Raw genomic sequence first — 19,826 nt, 5'->3', positions numbered from 1 at the left:
CGTTCGATCGGGCACATGCGGCGAGGTTTGAAAGCTTCAGGAGCGGTTCGGGGGCCCGCGCGCCGGCAACGGCGCCGCGGTGGCCGCGGCAAGGCGCGCGGCGGGAATCGGCTGGACCACGCGGCCCAGCGGGAGGGGAAGGTCGAAAGAGGCCGCCGCCATCGCCGGCGGCGGTGCGCCGGTCAGCACGCACAGCGGGCAGTCCATGTGCGAGGCGCCCATTTCCTGCGCGCCGTCCTCGGTGTGCACCACCACCTTGATGGAACCGGCGCTGGAACACACCAGTTCCATGGCCTGCGGATGCACGAGCGGCGACGCCACCGCCACGCCCAGCGAGAGCACGAACCACAGCAGCACCCAGCGGCCGATGTGGCCGAGGAAGCGGGTGTGGGAGCGCAGCAGGTGCATGGCGGGCGCGATTATCGGCGCACTTGGCCCTTGGGAGCCGCCGCACGTGTGCCGGCCGCTGCCTTGGCGGGCGCCTTCGCACCCTTCGGAGCCGGTGCGGCCTTCGAGGATTTCGCCCCCTTCGCGGCCGGCGCGCCCTTCTGGGCTTTCTGCCCTTTCTGGACCTTCTGTCCCTTGATGGCCTTGCCGCCCCGTGCAGCCCGGGGCGCCGGCTCGGGCGCCGAGAGCGCGGGCATCGGCACCGCCTCCTGCGCCTGTGCGCTGGTCAGCACCGGCGTGACCGTGAAGCCGCGCGTCGCCATCAGCGCCGGCAGCCCCTGCGGGCCGATCATGTGCAACGCGCCGACCGCGGCAAACACACCCTTGCCGCCCGCATGCAGGCGCTCGATGCCGTTGGCCAGGCCGGGATTGCGGTCGTCGAGCAGGCGCTTCATGAGCCGCTGCTCGGCGGGGGTGCGAAGGCAGTCGCACCAGTCGGCATAGCGGGCCAGCTTGTCGGCGTCGCTGCGCGCCCAGACATCGGCCAACTCCTTCATCTGCCCGCGCAGCTTGCCCGACTCCAGTTCGTCGAGCGCCGCATCGACCTGCTCGGCTTCTTCGGTCTCGGAGCCGCCGGTCAGCGCCTTCACCTGGTCGGCCGCGTTCTCCAGCGCGAAGATCGGCTTGTTGGCGTTACGGGCGGACACCGCCATCGTCTCGTCGACGCCGAATTCGGGGTACAGCCCATCGGCGCGCGCCACCAGGCCGGCCAGCGCCGCCACCTGCAGGATGGGCTGCAGCTTCGCCGTCGCGCCCGGCGGCACGCAGGCCTCGGCGTTCTGGCGGTCGAGTCGGCGTGCGCGCTCGCCGCTGAGCATGCGCGAGAGCAGGGCCGGATCGGCCGGCTGGCCCATGAACCGGGCGGTGGCGTCGTCGCGCGCATCGATCTCCAGCGCGAGCGTGTCGCTCTGCGCCAGCGCCTTCTGCACGGTGGGGCCGGGCCGCACCCATTCGGCGCGGCCGATGTGGATGGTTCCGTAGAGCCAGGAGGTGCGCCCGTCGCGCTCGATGCGCCAGAGCATGCCCCGGTCGACGCCGTTGCGCACGCCCGGTCCGAGCTTGGCGAGGCTGGCAATGGCCGAGGGCGGGCAGTCGGCCGCATGTGCCGCGACAGCGAACACGCAGAGGGCGCCGGCCAGCGCCTGGCGCGCAAGACGCCCAGGGGTCGATAAATCGGTGGTGCGCCTCAGCGCGGCGAGGATCCGGCGTATCCGCAAGGCCTGCTCCAGGATGAAAGAAAGTCCGGCATTCTCACAGCACCGCTGCCCATAATCCGAAACCATGCAGAGCATCTTCCACCTTGCCTTTCACGTCCGCGACCTCGACGGTGCCCGCCGCTTCTACGGCGACGTCCTCGGTTGCGCCGAGGGCCGCAGCACCGATACCTGGGTCGATTTCGATTTCTTCGGCCACCAGATCTCGCTCCACCTGGGCGAGCCCTTCGCCACCGCGCGCACCGGCCGCGTCGGCGACGTGATGGTCCCGATGCCGCACTTCGGCCTTGCGCTGGCCCTGCCCGACTGGCAGGCGCTGGCCCGGCGGCTCCAGGCCGCGAACACCGATTTCGTGCTCGAGCCCCAGGTGCGCTTCGAAGGCCAGCCGGGCGAGCAGTGGACGATGTTCTTCTGCGACCCCTTCGGCAACCCGATCGAGGTCAAGGGCTTCCGCTCCCTGGCCACCCTCTACGACAAGTAAAACCCAGTGGGATACACCTTCGCATCGGCCACCGTGTTGCTGCTGCTGATCACCGATCCGCTGGGCAACATCCCGATCTTTGCCAATGCGCTCAAGGGCGTGGCGCCCGAACGGCGCACCCGGGTGATCGTGCGCGAGGTGCTGATCGCCTTCGCGCTGCTGCTGGGCTTCATGTTCGTGGGCGACGGGTTCCTGCGGGTGATGGGCCTGTCGGGCCTCTCGCTTCAGATCGCGGGCGGGGTGGTGATGTTCCTGATCGCGCTGCGCATGATCTTTCCGCCCGAGCACGGCGCGGCGCCTGTCGCGGCACCGACCGAAGAACCGTTGATCGTGCCACTCGCCGTGCCCGCGCTGGCCGGCCCCTCGGCACTGGCCACGGTGATGCTGCTGGTGTCGCAGGCACCCGAGCGGCGCCTCGAATGGGTGGCCGCGCTCAGCGTCACCATGGCCGTGTGCGCCATCGTGCTGGTGCTGGCCGAGCGCATCCAGCGGCTGGTCGGCGAGCGCCTGGTGCTGGCCTTCGAGCGGCTGATGGGCCTGATCCTGGTGGCCGTGGCGGTCGAGATGATGATCCGCGGCGTCAAGCTGCTGGCATCGGAAATGGGGAGGTAGCCGTCCACATGCCTGTCTTCGCAGAGCCTCACACGGCCGCCCGGATCTTCCGGCTCGCCCTGACCACCCTGGCCCCGCTGCCGTTCCTCTTCGGCGCGAGCGCCGCCCAGGCGGTACAGGCCTGCGAACTCAACGGCCAGAGCGTGAGCCCCTCCAACGGCAGCACCACGGCCGGCAAGACCGGCCTCATGCGCTGCAAGGACGCCGCGACCGGCGAGCTCCAGCGCGAGCAGCAGGTGCAGAACGGCGTCTTCATGGGCCTGGTGCGCTTCTACGAGAAGGGCAAGCTCGCCCGCGAACACACCACCAACGCCAAGGGCAACATCCAGGGCCGGGCCCGCGAGTACTCGGCCACCGGCCAGGTGCTGCGAGAGGCGGTCTACGACGACGGGCAGGAGCGCGGCCTGGCGCGCAGCTTCTACCCCGGCGGCCAGTTGCGGCGCGCCACCTTCTATCCCGACACCGGCGCCGGTCCCGAGCGCGCCTTTGTCGAATTCACCGAGCGCGGCCAGATGTCGATGCTGCGCTGCGGCGAGAAGCCGGTGCTGGCGCCCGTGGCCGACGATGCGAAGCTGTGTGGCTTCACGAGCAGCGGCGCGTCGCAGGTCGACCTGTTCGATGCGGGCGGCACGCTGCGCTCGCGGGTGTCGTACCTCGCGGGCAAGCGCATCCGCAGCCAGGAGTTCTACGACAACGGCAAGCCCTCGACGCTCGACGAGACCATCGGCAACCAGCGCACCGAGCGCAGCTTTTCGTCCGAGGGCGTCAAGCGCCGCGAGACCGTGTGGCTGCTGGTCGATCGCACGGCCATCCGGCAGCGCGAGCAGGAGTTCTCCGAAAAGGGGTCCGTGGTGCGCGACCAGCGCTGGACCCCCAAGGGCGAGCCGCTGCGCGACGACAGCTTCTACCTCAACGGCCAGCCGCGCAGCAAGGCCGTGTACAGCGGCGCCGGTACTGCGCGCACCGTCGAGGTGACCGAGTTCTACGACAGCGGCCAGCGTGCTGCGCAGGGCCGCTTCCTCGCGCCTGGCCGCGGCCGGCAGGTGCCTATCGGCACGCACCAGCGCTTCAACGAAAAAGGCACGCTGCTGGCCGAATCGCATTTCGACACCAGGGGCCGCGTGACGCGCGAGCGCGCCTGGGACGAGAGCGGCGACCTGCAGCGCGACGACGAGGTCTTCGAAGACGGCTCGCGAAAAGCCTTCACCCAGTAGATTGGGCGAGGCCTTCGCGCGTCAGTCCAGCTTGATGCCGGCCTGCTTGATGATCGGCCCCCAGCGCCCGGACTCCGCGCGCGACAGCGCCGCGAACTGCGCCGGGGTGCCAGGCATCGCTTCCATCCCGAAGTCCTCGAAGCGCTTTTGCACGGCTGGCGTGCCGAAGGCCTTGTTCAGGTCGCCGTTGAGCTTGCTCACCACCGCGGGCGGCAGGCCGGCCGGGCCGAGGATGCCCTGGAACGCGAACACCTCGGTGTTGGGCACGCCCACTTCGGCCAGCGTCGGCACATTGGGCAGCACCTTGCTGCGCGCGCCCGAGCCGATGGCGAGCACCCGCACCTTGTTGCTCTGCATGATCGACAGGCCCGAGGCGAGATCCAGGAACATGCAGGGCACCTGCCCGCCCATCACGTCGGCCATCGCGGGCGCGGCGCCGCGGTACGGAATGTGGGTGATGAAGGTGCCGGTGCGCACCTTGAACATTTCCATTGCCAGGTGGTGCGGCGAGCCGTTGCCGGGCGAGGCATAGTTGACCTTGCCTGGGTTGGCCTTCACATAGGCCAGGAACTCCTTGAAGTTCTTCGCCGGGAAGTCCGGATGCACCACCAGCGCGAGCGGGAACTTGCCGATGGCGCCGATGTAGGTGAAGTCCCTTTCGGGGCTGAACGGCAGCTTGCTGAACAGGTGCTCGTTGAAGGCCAGCACGGCGTTGTCGGCCGAGAGGATCGTGTAGCCGTCGGGCTTGCTCTTGGCGACGATGTCGGCGCCGATGTTGGTCGAGGCGCCGGGTCGGTTGTCCACCACGATCTGCTGGCCCAGCGTCTGGCGCATGGATTCGGCCAGCACGCGCGCGATCACGTCGGTGCCGCCGCCCGCCGGATACGGCACGACCCACTTGATGAGCTGCGCGGGGTACTCCTGCGCATGGGCGAAGGGCGAGGCGGCCACGGCGGCGCCTGATGCGAGCGTGGCGAGAAGGGTGCGGCGATCCATGGATCAGTCTCCTGGTTGTAGTTGGGTTGCGGAAAGCGATGGTACGGGCAGCGCACGCAGCGCGTCGGCCAGCGCGGCGCGGCAGCGCGCCTCGTCGCCGACCTGCTCGAACAGCAGCAGCGCCAGGCGCGCGAGGAACAGCGATTCGCGCTCGGCGCCCGCTTCGGTGATGGCGCGCGCGCACTCGGCGTAGAGCCGGTCGCGGGCGTCGGGGTGGAGGGAGGCGGGGTTGCTCATGCGACGGGCTCCAGTGAAACGGCAGCGCGGGCCAGCGCGGGTTGCAGTGCACCAGTCGGCAGGTGATGCCAGCGCGCGGCCACATGGCCGTCTGGGCGCAGCAGGTAAATGGCGCCATCGCGGGCGCCTAGCGCTTCGAAGACGGCGGGGCTCGCATGCGCATCGACACCGTCGATGCCCTGGGCAGCGATGGTGCGAACGGCGAAAGGCAACGCGCCTTGCTGCGCCTGCTTCACATCGTCTTCGGGCAGCGGCGCCGCATCGGCATTCGGCTGCAGCACCAGCAGCGTGAAGACCGGCGCGATCAGGTCGGTGAGATGGCCTTGCTCGAGCTGCTGCTCCGGCACCACCTCGCCCGGCAGCGGGCCTGAGGGCAATGCATCGCCATCGCTCGACAACGGCGACGCCGCATAGCGCACCGCCTGCGTCTGCCGCGGATTGATCAGCTGCGCGATGCCCCGGTGTTCTTCCGACAACGACAGCGCCGCCTCACGCAGCAAGTCGAAGCCGCGCGACGGCGGCGACATGAATTCGGTGCTGCGCATCGCGTTCTCCGCATTCACATGGAAGGCTGCGATGCGCTCCTGCGAGTACGAATCCAGCAGCGCCGCATCCGACACGCCGCGCGCGACCAGCGCCAGCTTCCACGCCAGGTTGTCCGCATCGTCGAAGCCCGAGTTGAGCCCGCGCACGCCGAAGATCGGCATCGCATGCGCCGCGTTGCCAGCGAACACGACGCGGCCGTGGCGATAGCTCTCGAGCGTCATCGCGCCGGCGCGGTACACGGAGGTCCACACCGTCTTCCACGGCAGATGACCTTCGCCGATCGCATCGAGATGGCGTTGCACGAACTCGGCCACGGCCGCAGGCTGCAGCGCCTCTTCGGTGCTCTGGCCCGCGCGCAGCTGGTAGTCGATGCGCCAGATGTCGTCGGGCTGGCGGTGCATCAGCACGGTGGAGCCGGGGTTCCACGGCGGATCGAACCACGCGCGGCGCTCGGTCGGGTGGTCGCTGTGCAGCTCGATGTCGATGATCACGTAGCGGCCTTCGTAGCCCGTGCCTTCGAGCGAGAGTCCCAGCGCCTTGCGCACGAAGCTCTGGCCGCCGTCGCAGGCCGCCAGCCACTGGCCGTGCAGGCGATAGCTGCCTTCGGCGTTGCGCACATCGAGCGTCACGCCGTCGTCGTCCTGTGCGAGGCCGGTGAGCTCGGTGCCCCAGCGGATGTCGATGAGCCCCGGCGTCGCCTCGTTGCGGCGGAAGATTTCTTCGAGCAGGTAGTGCTCGGCGTAGTACTGCTCCAGGTTGATCATCGGCGGCAGCTTCTGCTGCGCGTCGTGCGGCATCTCGAAGCGGAACACCTCGGCGGTCTTGTAGTAGCTGCGCCCGCCGGTCCACGGCAGGCCCTTGGCCATGAACGACGCGCGCACGCCCAACCGCTCCATGATCTCCAGGCTGCGCCGCGAGATGCAGGCCGCGCGGCTGCCGACGCACACCGTGTCGTCTGCTTCGAGGATCACGCAGCGCACGCCGTGGTTGGCGAGCCCCAGTGCGAGCGCCATGCCCACCGGCCCGCCGCCCGCGATCACCACCGGATGGCGGCCGGGCTCGATGCCATCCGCTTCCAGCGGCGGCGTCCAGACCTTGTATCGCGTGTAGTGGAAGGCGCCGACCGAGGGCGGCAGTTCGGTCGCGCTGGGGGCCGGTGGCACGGGGCCGCTCGCGGCATCGGCGGCAACAACAACGGTGGGGTTCGTCATGCAACGGGATTGTCCGGATGCACGGCGGCCGCCAATGTCATAACTTCGTACGAAGTATTTACCCTTGACTCATCGAAACGCATGAGACGCTGGCGCATCCACCCCACCGACGCCGCGCTGGCCGCGGCCGTCGTCGGCGACGTGCTCTCCGGCGTCGGCACACCGCACCTGGCCACGAGCTATCTCAAGGCGATGCAGCGCGTGATGCCGGTGACCTTCTGCACCGTGTTCGCCGTGAGCAGCACGGGCCGCATCGAGGCCGTGTCGGCTGCCAGCAGCTACGGCAGCACGGCGGAACGCACGTCCGAGCGCTATGTGGAGCAGCGCTTCGACCTGCTGGACCCCAACATGGCCTGGCTCGCGGCCCGCAAGCTGCCCAAGCGCCCCCAACTCTGGATGGGCCACCAGCGCGCCGACGAAGTGGCCGATCCGGCCTACCGCGCCGCCTGCTATGGCGATGTCGGCATTCGCGAGCGGGCCTCGGTGCTGTTGCTGCTGCCGACCGGCCAACGCGTGGCGGTGAGCTTCTACCGCAGCCTCGCGCAGCCCGAGTTCGATGCGGGCGACTTCGCGCGGATCGAGGCGCATGCGACGCTGCTGGCCGATGCCACCGCGGCGCACGGCCGCAGCGCCGTGGCCGTGCGGGAGTCCGTGGCGCCCGCCCTCGCCTCGCGGTTATTGACGCTGAGCCTGCGCGAGCGCGAAGTCATCGGCCACCTGATGGCGGGCAAGACCGCGAAGGAGGCGGCGCGAGAGATCGGCGTGGAGCTGACGACGGTGCGTACGCATCAGTACCGGGCGTTCCGGCGGTTGGGGATCAGGACGCAGAAGGAACTGCTGAGGGGCGCCACGACAGACGCGTAGCGCCCTCCCTCGCTTCTCCCTCTCTCTGCTTACTTGGCGGCGTCCAGGCGCTTCTGCATGCGCGCCGAGCGATCGGCCGACGGCGGATGCGAGCTCATGATCGAGCTGCCGGTGGCGCCGCCGCTGAGCTTGGCCAGCTTGTCGAAGGCAGTGACCAGGCCCTTGCGTTCGAGCTTGCGCTCGGTCAGCAGGTCGAAGGAATAGTTGTCGGCCGCGCTTTCGTTCGCTTGCGAGAACTGCGCATTGACGAACTTCTCGCCCAGGTCGCCGGCCTGCGACTGCGACAGCTGCGCAGCCACCCCGCCGGCGGCGCCGGCCAGTCCGCGCACCGCCGAGGCGGCGTAGGCGGTCTGCATGCGCGACTTGGAGTGGCCCAGCGCCACGTGGCCGATCTCGTGGCCGATCACACCGCGCAGTTCGTCGTCGTTCATCAGGTCCATCAGGCCGCTGTAGACGCGGATGCAGCCGTTGGCCATGGCCCAGGCATTCACGTCCTTGGTCATGTAGACCTTGTAGTTGGCCGTCTTGCCGTTCACGGTGGTGGGCATCTGCTTGACGACCTGGTTCAGGCGCGTGGCGTAGCGGCTGCCCGCGGGCGCGATCTGGTTCTTCTGGTCCATGGCGGCGCACGACTGGTCGGACATGGTGCTGACTTCGGCGTCGCTCAGCGACATGGCCTTGAAGGCCGAACCGCCCGCCTGGGCGAGCGCGCCGGTATCGGCGCTCTTCATGGTTTCGCAACCGACAAGGGCGAAGGCCGCAACGGCGGCGGCAACAGGCAAATAACGCATGGAAAACTCCCGGTTTTTTTCTTGGTATGAATGGCGGCCGCGGAGCGCAGCCGCCGGACGCGCTGCCCGGCGTGTTGAAGACGCTTTCAGGCAGCCGCTGGATCATAGCCATGGAGAAACGGGGTCCGCGGCCACCGGCGAGCAGCAGCGCGCACGGCGTGCGACGTATTGCCGCGGCGCGCTCAGTCTTCGGCGACGTCCTCGGCCTGCGGCTTCACCAGCGACACCGGCGCCTCCTTCGGCCTTCCGTTCGTCGACACGATCTCCTGGTCGATCGCCCCGAACAGCGAACGCCCGTCCAGCCCCTTCATCTCGATACGGATCGTGTCGCCGAACTTCATGAATTCCGTGACCGGCGCGCCGGTCTGGATGGTCTCGATGCAGCGCTTCTCGGCGATGCACGAGTAGCCCTTGGGCCAATCGGTCTGGCCGTCCTTCTTCTCGACACCCTTGTTGCTCACCGTGCCGCTGCCGACGATGCTGCCGGCGCGCACGTTGCGGGTCTTGGCGATGTGGGCGATCAACTGGCCGAAGTGGAAGGTCATCTCCGGCCCTGCATCGCACATGCCGACCTTGCGGCCGTTCCAGCTGCTCTGCAGCGTGAGGTGCACGCGGCCGTCCTGCCAGGCTTCGCCGATCTCGTCGAGCGTCACGGCCACGGGGCTGAAGGCGGTGGCGGGCTTGCTCTGGAAGAAGCCGAAGCCCTTGGCCAGCTCGGCCGGGATCAGGTTGCGCAGGCTCACGTCGTTGGCCAGCATCACGAGGCGGATGCCATCCAGCGCCTGGTCGGGCGTGGCGCCCATCTTCACGTCGCCGGTGATCACGGCGATCTCGGCCTCGAAGTCGATGCCCATGGCTTCGCTGGGAACGATCACGTCGTCGACCGGACCGAGGAAATCGTCGCTGCCGCCCTGGTACATGAGCGGGTCGGTGTAGAAGCTCTCGGGCACCTCGGCGTTGCGGGCCTTGCGCACCAGTTCGACGTGGTTCAGGTACGCCGAGCCGTCGGCCCACTGGTAGGCGCGGGGCAGCGGCGCCATGCACATTGCGGGGTCGAAGGGGAACGAATGGCGCGCGCGGCCGGTGTTGACGGCGTCGTACAGGTCCTGCAGCTGCGGGCTCATGAAGCCCCAGTCGTCCAGCACCTGCTGCAGCCGGCTGGCGATGCCGGTGGCGTAGTGGGCGAGCGTGAGGTCGCGCGAGACAACGACGAGCTGGCCGTCGCGCGAGCCGTCCTTCAGGGTGGCGAGTTTCATGATGCGGTGCGTGATGCGGGACACGGCGCGGACACGAAGGCCGGGCGCTGCTCCCACTAAACTGGTTGAACGGGCGGCAGTTTACCGAGGTGGTCTTCGCGAACCTCGGCGCACCCGGCCACTCCACACCTGATGCCGACGCTCGTCGCCCCCTCTTCGCTGCATGCCCGCTTGCCCGGGCGCCCGTCCTGGCGGGTGCTGGCCGGGCTGACGCTGGCCGTGGCGCTGGTGCACCTGCTGGTGCTCGGGGTGGCCCCGATGGCCATCGGGCCGGAGCCCTCGCCGCTGGCGAACAAGTTCATCACGCGCACGATCGTGATCGCACCGCCCGCGGCGGAAAAGCCCACGGCACCGGCCGCTGCGGCCGCGCCGGTCGAGACCAAGCCGGCGGCACCCGCCAAACCCCGGCGACCGCGCGCCCCGACACCACCAAAGCCAGAACCGCAGCCGCAGCCCGAACCCGACGCGTCTGCACAGCCTTCTGCGGAAACGCCCGACCAGACGGCGGCGGCCGCTACGGATTCAGGAGCAACGCCGCCAGAAGCACCCGCCAGCGCGCCGGCTGCCGCACCTGCCCCCAACGGCACGGGGAGCGGCATGCCCGGCGGTGCGACGGCCGCCGGCAGCGAAGCCTCCGGCACCATCGCCGGCACCCAGGCGCTGCGGATTCCGGGCTCGGTCACCCTCGATTTCGAAGCCACCGGCCAGACCGGCGCCTCCCCGCAGCGCGGCGTGTTCGGCGAACTGGTCTGGCTGCAGGACGGCAGCCGCTACGACGGGCGGCTCACGCTCAAGGCAGTGTTCTTCACCCTGCTGAACTGGCACAGCACCGGCAGGATCGGCCCCTCGGGGCTCGAACCCGAGCGCTATTCCGAGAGCCGCAAGGCCGAGGTGGCCTCGCATTTCGTGCGCGACCAGGGGCAGATCATCTTCAGCAACAACGCCCCCAGCGTGCCCCTGCAGGCCGGCGCGCAGGACCGCATGAGCGTCATGATGCAGCTGGGCGGCCTGCTGGCGGCCAGCCCCGACCGCTATCCGGCGGGCACCCGCATTTCGATCCAGACCGTGGGCGTGCGCGACGGCGACGTCTGGGTCTTCGTGGTCGGCGACGAGGAAAAGCTGCAGCTTCCGGCCGGCGAATTCACCGCGCGCAAGCTCACCCGCACGCCCCGCAAGGACTTCGACCGGAAACTGGAGCTCTGGCTGGCGCCGAAGTACGGCTACCTGCCCGTGCGCATCAGGCAAACCGAGGCGAACGGCGACTTCGCTGACGCCCAATTGCGCAAACCCCTACCCGAGGCGCCCGCCAACTGAGGCAAAAAGGCTCATGAATCAACGGTTGGCGACAACGCTTCTTGAAACTGGCGCGTTGATTGCTATCTACCCATCATGAACGCCATCGACATCCTCACTGGGCCCGCCATGAACATGCTTTACGACTCGGAGTCCTTCGTCGTCGTGCACGTGCAGCCGAACGAAGGCGACGAGCCCGCGAAGCCCAATGTGCCGGTGCTGGAGCGCCACGGTTTCGAAATCGTGGACAAGCGCTCGGGCAAGGAGGTCTACCTCGACGGTTCCTGGGCCGAACTGTTCCAGCAGCAGATCGCGGCCTGGCAGCTCAATACCCCCACGCAGGAAGAAGTCGAGGACACCCTCGAGGGCTACGCCGAACTGGCCCACACCCCTGTGCTGGTGCACTGAGCCCACCGGCCTCCGACCGCCAACAGCGCCCGCCGGGCGCTTTTTTCATGGGCGCGCGGTCTTGCGCAGGTAGATCCACCGGAACATCGGCCCGACCAGCAGCAGCACCGCCACCAGCCGGCACACCTGGAACGCCGTCACCACCGGCACCCCGAGCTGCAGCACCTTGGCCGTGATCGACATCTCGGCGATGCCGCCCGGCGAGGTGCTCAGCAGCATCGTGGCCGGATGCAGCCCGGTCGCCAGGGCCAGCAGCCACGCCACCCCGCCGCACAGCACCAGCATGACGAATGTGCCCAGCACCACCGAGCCCAGCCAGCGCGGCGCCGTGTGCAGGAACTCGCGGCTGAAGCGCACGCCCAGGCTGACCGCGATCACCAGTTGCGCCGCATTCGACATCCAGGTCGGTACCGCCGACAGCGACTGCCCGGCGATCGTGAACCCCATAGCCACCAGCAACGGCCCGATGAACCACGGGTTGGTGCGCCCCAGCGCCCGCATGGCGAGGCCGCCGACGCCCGTGGCCAACGCAAGCAGCGCCAGCCCGCCCGCATTCACCTCGCGCACGCCCGGCGGATTGATCTCCAGCCCGTGCAGCCCGCTCCATTGCATCGCGAACGGGATGGTGACCGTCACCACCACCAGCCGCAGGCTGTGGGCCGCGGCCACGAGGTCGGTGCGGGCGCCGGCCGATTCGGCCAGCAGCGTCATCTCCGACGCGCCGCCGATGGCGCCGGCAAAGTAGGCCGTGGCTCTCATGGCGCGCGGCGGCACATGCGGCATTCGCGCGGCATGCAGCCCGTACAGCCAGCGGCCGAAGCCCCAGCCCAGCAGCAGCGCCCAGGCAATCGCCAGCGCAATCGCCCACCAGACGCTCGCCACCAGCGACACCACATGCGGCGTGAAGTAGAGCCCGAGCGCGGTGCCGATGGTCCACTGCCCCGCATTGCGCAGCGGCGTGGAACTGGCGGTGGGTACGCCCGCGATCGAGGCCAGCGACACCGCCAGCAGCGGGCCGATCATCCAGGGCAGGGGCGTGTGCAGCGCGAGGCAGGCGCCCGCGGCGGCGAGTGCGAGCAACAGCGTGGCCAGCACGCGAACAAGAAAACGGGACGACACGCGAGAAAGAGGGACAGCGAAAAGCGGAAATGGATGGCACGGCGCGACCCCGCCGCGGCCATAGTATGGCCCGATGTCTTTTCAACGCTGGCCCGCGCGGGCTTCCTGGTGGCTGCCTCCGCTGCTGGCTGCGGCCGCATTGACGGCCTGTTCTCCTTCACGCCTCTTTCCGCCCGGTCCCGATGCGCCCGTCGCGCGCCGGGTGTCGGCGCTGCTGCCGGTGGACGCGCTGCTGCTCGGCGAACAGCACGATGCTCCCGAGCACCACGCGATCGAGCGCGAAACCGTCGAGGCGCTGGTCGCGCGCGGCCAGCTCGCCGCACTGGCGCTCGAGATGGCCGAGGAAGGCCGCAGCACCGCGCAACTCGCCCCCGCCGCGAGCGAGGCCCAGGTGCAGACCGCCCTCGGCTGGAGCGACAAGGCCTGGCCCTGGGCCAATTACGGCCCGGCCGTGATGGCGGCCGTGCGCGCCGGTGTGCCGGTCGTCGGTGCCAACCTGCCGCGTGCGCGCATGAAGGATGCGATGGCCGACGTGTCGCTCGACGTGCAACTCAACGGCGAGGCCTACACCGCGCAGCAGGATGCCGTGCGCGAGGGCCACTGCAAGCTGCTGCCCGAGTCGCAGATCATTCCGATGACGCGCATCCAGGTCGGCCGCGACCGCGCCATGGCACAGGCGATCGTCAAGGCCCGGCAGCCGGGCAAGACGGTGCTGCTGATCGCAGGCGCCGGCCATGCGGTGCGCACGCTCGGCGTGCCGCAGCACCTGCCGGACGACGTCAAGGTTGCCTCGGTGCGGCTGCTGGCCTCGGCGACGAACGATGTCGAAGCCGGCGACTACGACAAGACCTGGCGAACGCCGCCGCTGCCCGAGAAGGATGACTGCGCCGAACTCCGGCAGCCGCCTAAAAAGTCCTGAAGGCGCGAGCGGCCCGATCCGCTCTCAGGCGTGCTTCCTGATCGAATCCGCCAGCGTGTTGACCAGCGTGTCGATGTGCGACTTCTCCACGATGTACGGCGGCGCCATCACCAGCACGTCGCCCGCAGGCCGCACCAGCGCGCCCTTGTGGAAGCAGTCCAGGAAGATCTCGAAGGCGCGCTTGCCCGGCGAGCCCGCGATGGGCGCGAGCTCCACCGCTGCGGCGAGGCCCAGGCTGCGGATGCTGATCACGTTCGGCAGTCCCTTGAAGGCGCTGTGGAACGCATCGCCCAGCACCTTGCCCATGTCGCTGGCGCGGGCGAACAGGTTTTCTTCCTTGAAGAGATCGAGCGTGGCGATGGCCGCCGCGCAGGCCACCGGATGGCCGGAGTAGGTGTAGCCGTGGAAGAACTCGACCACATGCTCGGGCGCGTCGGTCTTCATCATCGCGTCGTAGAGCTTGTCGCGGCAGATCACGCCGCCCAGCGGAATCACGCCGTTGGTCACGCACTTGGCGAAATTCAGCATGTCGGGCACGACGCCGAAATAGTCGGAGGCGAAGTTGGTGCCCATGCGGCCGAAGCCCGTGATGACCTCATCGAAGATCAGCAGGATGCCGTGCTTGTCGCAGATCTCGCGCAGGTGCTTGAGGTAGCCCTTGGGCGGCAGGTACCAGCCGGCCGAACCGGCCACGGGCTCGACGATGATCGCGGCCACGTTGCTCGGGTCGTGCAGAGGCAGGATGCGAGTCTCGAGTTCGACCAGCGGGTCTTCGGCCCACACCGGCTCCTCGTTGTGGATGTAGGCATGGTTCACCGGATCGTGGATGAAACGCATGTGGTCCACGCGCGGCAGGAAGGCCGAGCCGAACACCTTGCGGTTGCCCGGAATGCCGCCCACCGACATGCCGCCGAAGCCCACGCCGTGGTAGCCCTTCTCGCGGCCGATGAACACGTTGCGGTGGCCTTCGCCGCGTGCGCGGTGATAGGCCAGCGCCACCTTCATCGAGGTGTCGGCGGCCTCGCTGCCTGAATTGCAGAACAGCACCTTGTTGAGGTCGCCGGGAGCGAGCGCGGCGATCATCTCGGCCGCGCGGAAGGCCTTGTCGTTGCTGACCTGGAAGGCGGTGGCGTAGTCGAGCGTATCGAGCTGCGTCTTGATGGCCTCGTTGATGGGCTTCCGGTTGTGGCCCGCGCCCACGCACCAGAGCGAGGAGACGCCGTCGATCACCTTCTTGCCGTCGTGCGTGGTGAACTCCATGCCGTCGGCCGCCACGAAGACGCGCGGGTCTTTCTGGAAATGGCGGTTGGGGGTGAAGGGCAGCCACTGGTTGCCCATGTTGAAGTCCTGGTAGGCCATGTCTCGCTCCTGCGGTTATCTGTCGAGGGAAAATCGCGATTCTGGCACCCCTGCGACAATTGCGCCCCTCATGACGACCCCAACTTCCACCTCGCCCGCCTACATCCTGAACCTCTCGTGCCCGGACCGCACGGGCATCGTGCACGCTGTCTCGGGCTTCCTGCTCGAGCGCGGCGCCAACATCGAAGAGGCGGCCCAGTACAACGACCACGGCACCGGCCTGTTCTTCATGCGCGTGCGCTTCGCCTGCGGCGAGCACGGTGAAGCGGCGCTGCGCGAGGAACTCAAGACCTTCGCGGCCGGCTTCGGCATGAACCTGCAGCTGCACGCCGCGGCCGAGCCGATGAAGACGGTGATCCTGGTCAGCAAGGAAGGCCACTGCCTCAACGACCTGCTGTTCCGCTGGAAGAGCGGCCTGCTGGCCATCGACGTGCGCGCGATCATCTCGAACCACCGCGACTTCTACCAGCTGGCCGCGAGCTACAACGTGCCGTTCCATCACATTCCGCTGACGGCCGCAACCAAGGCGCAGGCCGAAGCCAAGCAGCTGGAAATCATCGAGGCCGAAGGCGCCGAACTCGTGGTGCTCGCACGCTACATGCAGATCCTGAGCAACGACCTGTGCCGCAGCCTGGCGGGCCGCGCGATCAACATCCACCACTCGTTCCTGCCCAGCTTCAAGGGCGCCAAGCCCTACTACCAGGCGCACGACCGCGGCGTGAAGCTGATCGGCGCCACCGCCCACTACGTGACGGCCGACCTCGACGAAGGTCCGATCATCGAGCAGGACGTGGCCCGCGCCGACCACACCGACACCGTCGAAGACCTCACGGCCCGCGGCCGCGACACCGAGAGCCAGGTGCTGGCCCGCGCGGTGAAATGGCACAGCGAGCACCGCGTGCTGCTGAACGGGCACCGGACCGTCATCTTCCGCTGAACCCCGGCATCCGCCGCTGCAGGCGGGTGTAGCATCCGGCGCCAAAAGAGGAGAAGGCGCGATGCGACATTGGTTCGGTGGGTTCCTGCTGGCTGTTCTTTCAGCCTGCCTGTTCGGATGTTCGGCCACCGGGCCGCGTTTCTCGGAGCTTTCGCAAAGCCTCCCCTCGCTCGGCGAGAACGACGGCCGCATCTACTTCTATCGCGACTCGATCGTGGGCATGGCGGTCCAGCCCGAGGTCGTGGTCAACGGCCAGGTCGTCGGCAAGTCGCAACCCAACAGCTTCTTCTTCATCGACAGGCCCGCCGGCACCTACCGGGCCACCGCCCAAACCGAGGCCGAGGGCAGCATCGACATCGTGCTGCGGCCCAAGCAGACCGCGTATGTGCGGATGAGCGTCGGCATCGGTTTTCTCGTCGGCCGCCCGGCGTTCGCGCGGGTCGGCGAAACGGAAGGCCGCAGCGCATTGCCGCCGCTGGCCTACGGCGGCACGGCGCCGGTCTCGACCAAGGCGGCGGTCGCGACGCCGGCCGCACCATCGCTCCCTGCAACGCCCACGGCCGCCGCTGCGACTGCGACCGCGACTCCCGTCCGGCAAGCGGCGGTTGCGCCGAATGTGCCAGCGCCTGCGGCCGTTGCCGTTCAACCGGCGGCTGCGCCCACTCCGAACCCTGTCCCCGTCCCTTTCCCCGTAGCCTCCGAGGCCACGCCTTTCGCCAAGACGCCCGTCAACGATCTCCGACTGCTGCTGCAGCCCACCCGATGAGACATCTGCTCGCTCCCTTCGCACTGACCCTGGCGATCTCCCTTCCCGCGTCGGCCCAGGTCCCGCTTGCGCCCGATGCGCTCTTCGCCCGCGTGTCTCCTTCTGTCTGGGTGGTACAGGCCAGCGACGCGCAAGGCAAGGCCCTTGCCACCGGCAGCGCGGTGGCCACCGGCCCGGGCACGGCCGTCACGAGCTGCCAGTTGCTCGCGAAGGCAAGTTCGGTGGCACTGAAGCGCGACAACGTGAGCTACGGTGCGACGCTGGAATTTCCGGATGTCGAGCGCGACCTGTGCCAGCTGCGGATCGCCAACTTCGCGCCGCCCGCCCTCGCCATGGCGCCGGCGACGGCGCTGCAGATCGGCATGCCGCTCTACATCGTCGGAGCGCCCAGAGGCAAAGAACTCACGCTCGGCATCGGCATGCTCGCCGGCGTGCGACGCGGCGGTGCGGGCGAACTCGAAGCACTGCAACTCGCATCGCCCGCCGAAAAGGGGCTCGGCGGCGCCGGACTGTTCGACGCCCAGGGCCGGCTGGTGGGACTGCTGGGCACGACGCCCGCTGCAAATCTCGCAATGCCCTCGGTGTGGATTGCCGAACTGCCGACGCGCGGCCGCGTGGCCATCGAACGCCTGGCCGCACTGCCTCCCATGGCGGCGGCAGGCGGCGCGACCACGACGAGCGCTGCCGTCGCAGCGGGCCGGCCAAGCGTCATCGAGTACCAATTGCACGACCGGCTGACCAACACCTATCGCAAGGTGTTCTACCGCGCGGACCCTGCCACCGACGATCGCATCAGCTTCAACAACGGCGGCTGGATCGAGAAGCCCGGCGGCGAGGTGGTCAGCGTCACCACGGCCATCGCGGGCGAGTTCGACGCGGCCATGCCGCCCGGCGGCTGGGGCAAGGCGAACCTGAAGGAAGAAGCCGCCTGGCGAACGCGCTACAGCACCGTCTTCGGCGGATTGCGCATCAACATGGAGCTCGATGCCACGGTGATGGAAGACACCATCGTGAAAGTCGGCGGCCAGGAGATGAAGGCAGTGCGCATCGAGTACCGCGGCTACACGCAGCGCTTCGCCAATGCGGGTTCGGTGGGTGGCAACCAGTACGGCAAGTACTGGGCCGAGGTCTGGTACTCGTCCGAACTCGGACGCGTCGTCCGGTTCGAAGCTCAGACGCGCGGAGGAGCCGGCGGCATTGCATTCCAGGTGCGCGAAACCCTCGAGCTGGTCAGCATCCGCTAAAGGGTTCCGCGACCCCGGCGTCTCCGCCGAAGTGCAACGTCAGTTGCGGTTCGGATTGTCCGGACGACGGTCCTGGCGGTTCGGCACGCCGTCACCATCACGGTCCCAGCGGCCGCGGTTGTATTCCCAGCGGCCATTGTTCTCACGCCATTCCGGTGCGCGGTACGCATAGCCCGGCCGTGCGCGCACATAGGTGCCGCGGACCCACACGTGGCGGCCGCGATTCCATTCGTAGTGCCCCGGTGCCCACACATAACCACGGCGCGGCGGCGGCACGCGCTCGGCGCGCGGCGGCGGCGGTGCGACCTGGATGACCACCGGCTGCGCTTGCGCCGTCGTGGGAATGGTCATTGCGGCGCCCATCGACAGCAGCGAAGCGGCGCCGACGGAAAGGGTGATTGCGAGTTTTTTCATGGGGGTCTCCTCATGAGTGGTTGGAGCCTTCATGCTGCGCGGCCCATGTGAAGGCCCTGTAAGCCTTACACGAAATCTTGTGTAAAGCTGTTTCGCCACCTTTTGGGTACTTTCGGCGCCCTCGCTGCACTTACTCCAGCAATTCCTTCAGCTCGATGGCCGCGGCCATCGCCGCGTGGCCGGCCTTGTTGGGGTGCAGATGGTCGCCATTGTCGAATTGCGGATTCAATGCCTGCGGGTCCGCGGGGTCGCGCAGCGCGGCGTCGAAATCGATCACGCCATCGACGTCCTGACGGTTGCGTATCCAGCGATTGACCGCGTTGCGCATCGCCTCGTTGGCCTCGTTCCAGTAGGGCGTGTTCCTGAACGGCGGCACCGTGCCGATCAGCACCTTGATGCCCTTGGCGCGCGCCTGCTTGACCAGCTGCTGCAGGCCGTCGGTGATGCGCCCGGCGGTCGGAAGATCGTGCACCGTGTCCGGGTTGCCGGGCGCCCCGAGGAACACGCTGCGGCCGATGTCGTTGGTGCCCAGCAGCACGATCGTGTGCGTCACGCCGCTCTGCCCCAGTGCATCGCGCGCGAAACGCGACAGCCCGTGGGGGCCGATGCCATCGACCAGCAGGCGATTGCCGCCGATGCCGGCATTGAGCACCGACACCTCGTGTGCCGCCTGAGGACTGTCGCGCAGACGCGTGGCCAGCATGTCGGGGTACGCGCCATCGCCGGACTCGCCGCCGCCCGCCGTGATCGAGTCGCCGAACGCGACCACGGTGCGCACGGACTTCGTGGTCAACACGTCCAGGCCCGTCACGATGTGGTTCAGCGGGAGCGTTGTCGCGCCCTGCAATTTCGATGCTGTCACTGCATTGCCCGGCGCGACCCAGCTCGTGTCGACGGACAGCAGGTGCACCGTGCCGTAGGGCGTCGCGCGGTCGAAGAAGGCGCTCACCGCCACCGTCTGCCCGGCCTCGATCCTCAGATCGACGCCATCGCTCCAGGCCTCGGCGCCGGGCGCGATGGTGAGACTCGTGCGGCCGCCGAAACGCAGCGCGCGCAGCGTCGACGGAGAAATCGCGTCGCCCCCCGTGCCGCGCGCCACGCTCGCCGCCGCAATGCGCAACGGCGCCTTGCCGAAGCGATTCGAAAAACGGATGCGGATGCGCTCGCCGCCGAGCGTGGGCGCCAGCTGCTGGCGCAGCGTCTGCCCGCGGAACTGGTCGCCGCCGGGTGCGGGCTTGTGCGCCATGGCAGGGTTGGAGGCCAGTTCGCGAAAGTCCAGCGGGGCCACCGCCCAGCTGCCGACCCAGTGCGCTTCAATGGGTTGCCGTGGCTTGCGGTCGGGTTGCACCGCCTGCACACCGACAGCCAGCACGGCAAGGCACAGCGCCGTCAGCCAGTGCGCCAGGGCCACTTCGCGGAGGCTGGAGAGCCAGCGGGAAACGAGGTTCATGCGTGCAAAGCGGCCCAGTGTACGGAGCCACCTTGCCCTCATGCGTGA

At 68.7% G+C, this 19,826-nt stretch carries 21 protein-coding genes; 10 read left to right on the top strand and 11 right to left on the bottom strand.

Features of this window, described 5'->3' with window-relative positions; all coding sequences use genetic code 11:
* Nucleotides 1-36: 36 nt before the first annotated feature.
* Nucleotides 37-408, bottom strand: coding sequence for a DUF2946 family protein (locus M2282_RS27840; RefSeq protein ID WP_280812017.1), 372 nt, complete (start codon nucleotides 406-408; stop codon nucleotides 37-39).
* An 11-nt stretch (nucleotides 409-419) separates the two neighbouring features.
* Nucleotides 420-1,664 (bottom strand): TraB/GumN family protein, encoded by a 1,245-nt coding sequence (locus M2282_RS27835; RefSeq protein ID WP_280812016.1) that lies wholly within the window; start codon nucleotides 1,662-1,664, stop codon nucleotides 420-422.
* Between the two features lie 64 nt (nucleotides 1,665-1,728).
* Between M2282_RS27835 and M2282_RS27830 the strand changes: the two genes are divergently transcribed.
* The 3 genes from M2282_RS27830 to M2282_RS27820 are packed head-to-tail and all read left to right on the top strand — an operon-like array spanning nucleotide 1,729 to nucleotide 3,968.
* Complete coding sequence (locus M2282_RS27830) at nucleotides 1,729-2,142, top strand: VOC family protein (protein WP_280812015.1); 414 nt, start codon at nucleotides 1,729-1,731, stop codon at nucleotides 2,140-2,142.
* Nucleotides 2,143-2,148: 6 nt separating this feature from the next.
* Nucleotides 2,149-2,754 (top strand): MarC family protein, encoded by a 606-nt coding sequence (locus tag M2282_RS27825; protein WP_280812014.1) that lies wholly within the window; start codon nucleotides 2,149-2,151, stop codon nucleotides 2,752-2,754.
* 8 nt (nucleotides 2,755-2,762) lie between these two features.
* Nucleotides 2,763-3,968, top strand: a complete 1,206-nt coding sequence (locus tag M2282_RS27820; RefSeq protein ID WP_280812013.1) for a toxin-antitoxin system YwqK family antitoxin — start codon at nucleotides 2,763-2,765, stop codon at nucleotides 3,966-3,968.
* A 21-nt stretch (nucleotides 3,969-3,989) separates the two neighbouring features.
* Here M2282_RS27820 and M2282_RS27815 read toward each other — a convergent pair whose 3' ends face one another.
* From M2282_RS27815 to M2282_RS27805, 3 genes are read right to left on the bottom strand one after another with little or no spacing between them, the layout of a single operon-like run.
* Nucleotides 3,990-4,964 carry a Bug family tripartite tricarboxylate transporter substrate binding protein gene (locus tag M2282_RS27815; protein ID WP_280812012.1) on the bottom strand — a complete coding sequence of 325 codons (975 nt, stop codon included), beginning with the start codon at nucleotides 4,962-4,964 and terminating at the stop codon, nucleotides 3,990-3,992.
* A 3-nt stretch (nucleotides 4,965-4,967) separates the two neighbouring features.
* Nucleotides 4,968-5,201 (bottom strand): hypothetical protein, encoded by a 234-nt coding sequence (locus M2282_RS27810; RefSeq protein ID WP_280812011.1) that lies wholly within the window; start codon nucleotides 5,199-5,201, stop codon nucleotides 4,968-4,970.
* Nucleotides 5,198-6,958, bottom strand: coding sequence for an FAD-dependent monooxygenase (locus tag M2282_RS27805; protein ID WP_280812010.1), 1,761 nt, complete (start codon nucleotides 6,956-6,958; stop codon nucleotides 5,198-5,200). Before M2282_RS27805 ends, M2282_RS27810 begins: the two co-directional genes overlap by 4 nt.
* Nucleotides 6,959-7,039: 81 nt before the next feature.
* On the opposite strand from M2282_RS27805, the gene M2282_RS27800 reads away from it, so the two are divergent.
* Nucleotides 7,040-7,822: a helix-turn-helix transcriptional regulator gene (locus M2282_RS27800; RefSeq protein WP_280812009.1), complete on the top strand. Its 783-nt coding sequence runs from the start codon at nucleotides 7,040-7,042 to the stop codon at nucleotides 7,820-7,822.
* Between the two features lie 29 nt (nucleotides 7,823-7,851).
* On the opposite strand, the gene M2282_RS27795 is transcribed toward M2282_RS27800, so the two are convergent.
* Nucleotides 7,852-8,613 carry a M48 family metalloprotease gene (locus tag M2282_RS27795; protein ID WP_280812008.1) on the bottom strand — a complete coding sequence of 254 codons (762 nt, stop codon included), beginning with the start codon at nucleotides 8,611-8,613 and terminating at the stop codon, nucleotides 7,852-7,854.
* Between the two features lie 182 nt (nucleotides 8,614-8,795).
* Entirely contained in the window at nucleotides 8,796-9,869 is a 1,074-nt protein-coding gene (locus M2282_RS27790) for a fumarylacetoacetate hydrolase family protein (protein ID WP_280812007.1), read from the bottom strand.
* Between the two features lie 132 nt (nucleotides 9,870-10,001).
* On the opposite strand from M2282_RS27790, the gene M2282_RS27785 reads away from it, so the two are divergent.
* A complete protein-coding gene (locus M2282_RS27785) occupies nucleotides 10,002-11,183 on the top strand; it encodes a DUF3108 domain-containing protein (RefSeq protein WP_280812006.1) in 1,182 nt (393 codons plus the stop codon).
* Nucleotides 11,184-11,291: 108 nt separating this feature from the next.
* Complete coding sequence (locus tag M2282_RS27780; protein WP_041944045.1) at nucleotides 11,292-11,570, top strand: BTH_I0359 family protein; 279 nt, start codon at nucleotides 11,292-11,294, stop codon at nucleotides 11,568-11,570.
* 45 nt (nucleotides 11,571-11,615) lie between these two features.
* Here the strand turns inward: M2282_RS27780 and M2282_RS27775 are convergent, their stop codons facing one another.
* Nucleotides 11,616-12,689 (bottom strand): AbrB family transcriptional regulator, encoded by a 1,074-nt coding sequence (locus tag M2282_RS27775; protein ID WP_280812005.1) that lies wholly within the window; start codon nucleotides 12,687-12,689, stop codon nucleotides 11,616-11,618.
* Nucleotides 12,690-12,762: 73 nt separating this feature from the next.
* On the opposite strand from M2282_RS27775, the gene M2282_RS27770 reads away from it, so the two are divergent.
* Nucleotides 12,763-13,608 (top strand): ChaN family lipoprotein, encoded by an 846-nt coding sequence (locus M2282_RS27770; protein ID WP_280812004.1) that lies wholly within the window; start codon nucleotides 12,763-12,765, stop codon nucleotides 13,606-13,608.
* A 24-nt stretch (nucleotides 13,609-13,632) separates the two neighbouring features.
* Here M2282_RS27770 and M2282_RS27765 read toward each other — a convergent pair whose 3' ends face one another.
* Nucleotides 13,633-14,967 (bottom strand): aminotransferase class III-fold pyridoxal phosphate-dependent enzyme, encoded by a 1,335-nt coding sequence (locus M2282_RS27765; RefSeq protein ID WP_280812003.1) that lies wholly within the window; start codon nucleotides 14,965-14,967, stop codon nucleotides 13,633-13,635.
* 70 nt (nucleotides 14,968-15,037) lie between these two features.
* Between M2282_RS27765 and purU the strand changes: the two genes are divergently transcribed.
* The 3 genes from purU (at nucleotide 15,038) to M2282_RS27750 (ending at nucleotide 17,914) form a co-directional block, all read left to right on the top strand.
* Complete coding sequence (gene purU, locus M2282_RS27760) at nucleotides 15,038-15,904, top strand: formyltetrahydrofolate deformylase (protein WP_280812002.1); 867 nt, start codon at nucleotides 15,038-15,040, stop codon at nucleotides 15,902-15,904.
* Between the two features lie 61 nt (nucleotides 15,905-15,965).
* Nucleotides 15,966-16,670: a DUF2846 domain-containing protein gene (locus M2282_RS27755; protein ID WP_280812001.1), complete on the top strand. Its 705-nt coding sequence runs from the start codon at nucleotides 15,966-15,968 to the stop codon at nucleotides 16,668-16,670.
* Nucleotides 16,667-17,914 (top strand): S1 family peptidase, encoded by a 1,248-nt coding sequence (locus M2282_RS27750; protein ID WP_280812000.1) that lies wholly within the window; start codon nucleotides 16,667-16,669, stop codon nucleotides 17,912-17,914. Before M2282_RS27755 ends, M2282_RS27750 begins: the two co-directional genes overlap by 4 nt.
* A 39-nt stretch (nucleotides 17,915-17,953) precedes the next feature.
* Here the strand turns inward: M2282_RS27750 and M2282_RS27745 are convergent, their stop codons facing one another.
* Together M2282_RS27745 and M2282_RS27740 are read right to left on the bottom strand one after the other, a co-directional pair.
* Nucleotides 17,954-18,328 (bottom strand): YXWGXW repeat-containing protein, encoded by a 375-nt coding sequence (locus M2282_RS27745; protein WP_280811999.1) that lies wholly within the window; start codon nucleotides 18,326-18,328, stop codon nucleotides 17,954-17,956.
* 130 nt (nucleotides 18,329-18,458) lie between these two features.
* Complete coding sequence (locus tag M2282_RS27740) at nucleotides 18,459-19,778, bottom strand: SGNH/GDSL hydrolase family protein (protein ID WP_280811998.1); 1,320 nt, start codon at nucleotides 19,776-19,778, stop codon at nucleotides 18,459-18,461.
* Nucleotides 19,779-19,826: the final 48 nt, after the last annotated feature.

The organism is Variovorax boronicumulans, from assembly GCF_029892485.1.
GTDB classification, from domain to species: Bacteria; Pseudomonadota; Gammaproteobacteria; order Burkholderiales; family Burkholderiaceae_C; genus Variovorax; species Variovorax boronicumulans_B.
The sequence above is the reverse complement of the archived record's forward strand: the minus strand, read 5'-3'. Positions and strand labels throughout refer to the sequence as shown.

Excerpts from the sequence above, each read along its gene's own strand:
- M2282_RS27840 (WP_280812017.1), bottom strand. The coding sequence starts at position 408 with ATGCACCTGCTGCGCTCCCACACCCGCTTCCTCGGCCACATCGGCCGC.
- M2282_RS27830 (WP_280812015.1), top strand. The coding sequence starts at position 1,729 with ATGCAGAGCATCTTCCACCTTGCCTTTCACGTCCGCGACCTCGACGGT.
- M2282_RS27820 (WP_280812013.1), top strand. The coding sequence starts at position 2,763 with ATGCCTGTCTTCGCAGAGCCTCACACGGCCGCCCGGATCTTCCGGCTC.
- M2282_RS27815 (WP_280812012.1), bottom strand. The coding sequence starts at position 4,964 with ATGGATCGCCGCACCCTTCTCGCCACGCTCGCATCAGGCGCCGCCGTG.
- M2282_RS27810 (WP_280812011.1), bottom strand. The coding sequence starts at position 5,201 with ATGAGCAACCCCGCCTCCCTCCACCCCGACGCCCGCGACCGGCTCTAC.
- M2282_RS27805 (WP_280812010.1), bottom strand. The coding sequence starts at position 6,958 with ATGACGAACCCCACCGTTGTTGTTGCCGCCGATGCCGCGAGCGGCCCC.
- M2282_RS27800 (WP_280812009.1), top strand. The coding sequence starts at position 7,040 with ATGAGACGCTGGCGCATCCACCCCACCGACGCCGCGCTGGCCGCGGCC.
- M2282_RS27795 (WP_280812008.1), bottom strand. The coding sequence starts at position 8,613 with ATGCGTTATTTGCCTGTTGCCGCCGCCGTTGCGGCCTTCGCCCTTGTC.
- M2282_RS27790 (WP_280812007.1), bottom strand. The coding sequence starts at position 9,869 with ATGAAACTCGCCACCCTGAAGGACGGCTCGCGCGACGGCCAGCTCGTC.
- M2282_RS27785 (WP_280812006.1), top strand. The coding sequence starts at position 10,002 with ATGCCGACGCTCGTCGCCCCCTCTTCGCTGCATGCCCGCTTGCCCGGG.
- M2282_RS27780 (WP_041944045.1), top strand. The coding sequence starts at position 11,292 with ATGAACATGCTTTACGACTCGGAGTCCTTCGTCGTCGTGCACGTGCAG.
- M2282_RS27770 (WP_280812004.1), top strand. The coding sequence starts at position 12,763 with ATGTCTTTTCAACGCTGGCCCGCGCGGGCTTCCTGGTGGCTGCCTCCG.
- M2282_RS27765 (WP_280812003.1), bottom strand. The coding sequence starts at position 14,967 with ATGGCCTACCAGGACTTCAACATGGGCAACCAGTGGCTGCCCTTCACC.
- purU (WP_280812002.1), top strand. The coding sequence starts at position 15,038 with ATGACGACCCCAACTTCCACCTCGCCCGCCTACATCCTGAACCTCTCG.
- M2282_RS27755 (WP_280812001.1), top strand. The coding sequence starts at position 15,966 with ATGCGACATTGGTTCGGTGGGTTCCTGCTGGCTGTTCTTTCAGCCTGC.
- M2282_RS27750 (WP_280812000.1), top strand. The coding sequence starts at position 16,667 with ATGAGACATCTGCTCGCTCCCTTCGCACTGACCCTGGCGATCTCCCTT.
- M2282_RS27745 (WP_280811999.1), bottom strand. The coding sequence starts at position 18,328 with ATGAAAAAACTCGCAATCACCCTTTCCGTCGGCGCCGCTTCGCTGCTG.
- M2282_RS27740 (WP_280811998.1), bottom strand. The coding sequence starts at position 19,778 with ATGAACCTCGTTTCCCGCTGGCTCTCCAGCCTCCGCGAAGTGGCCCTG.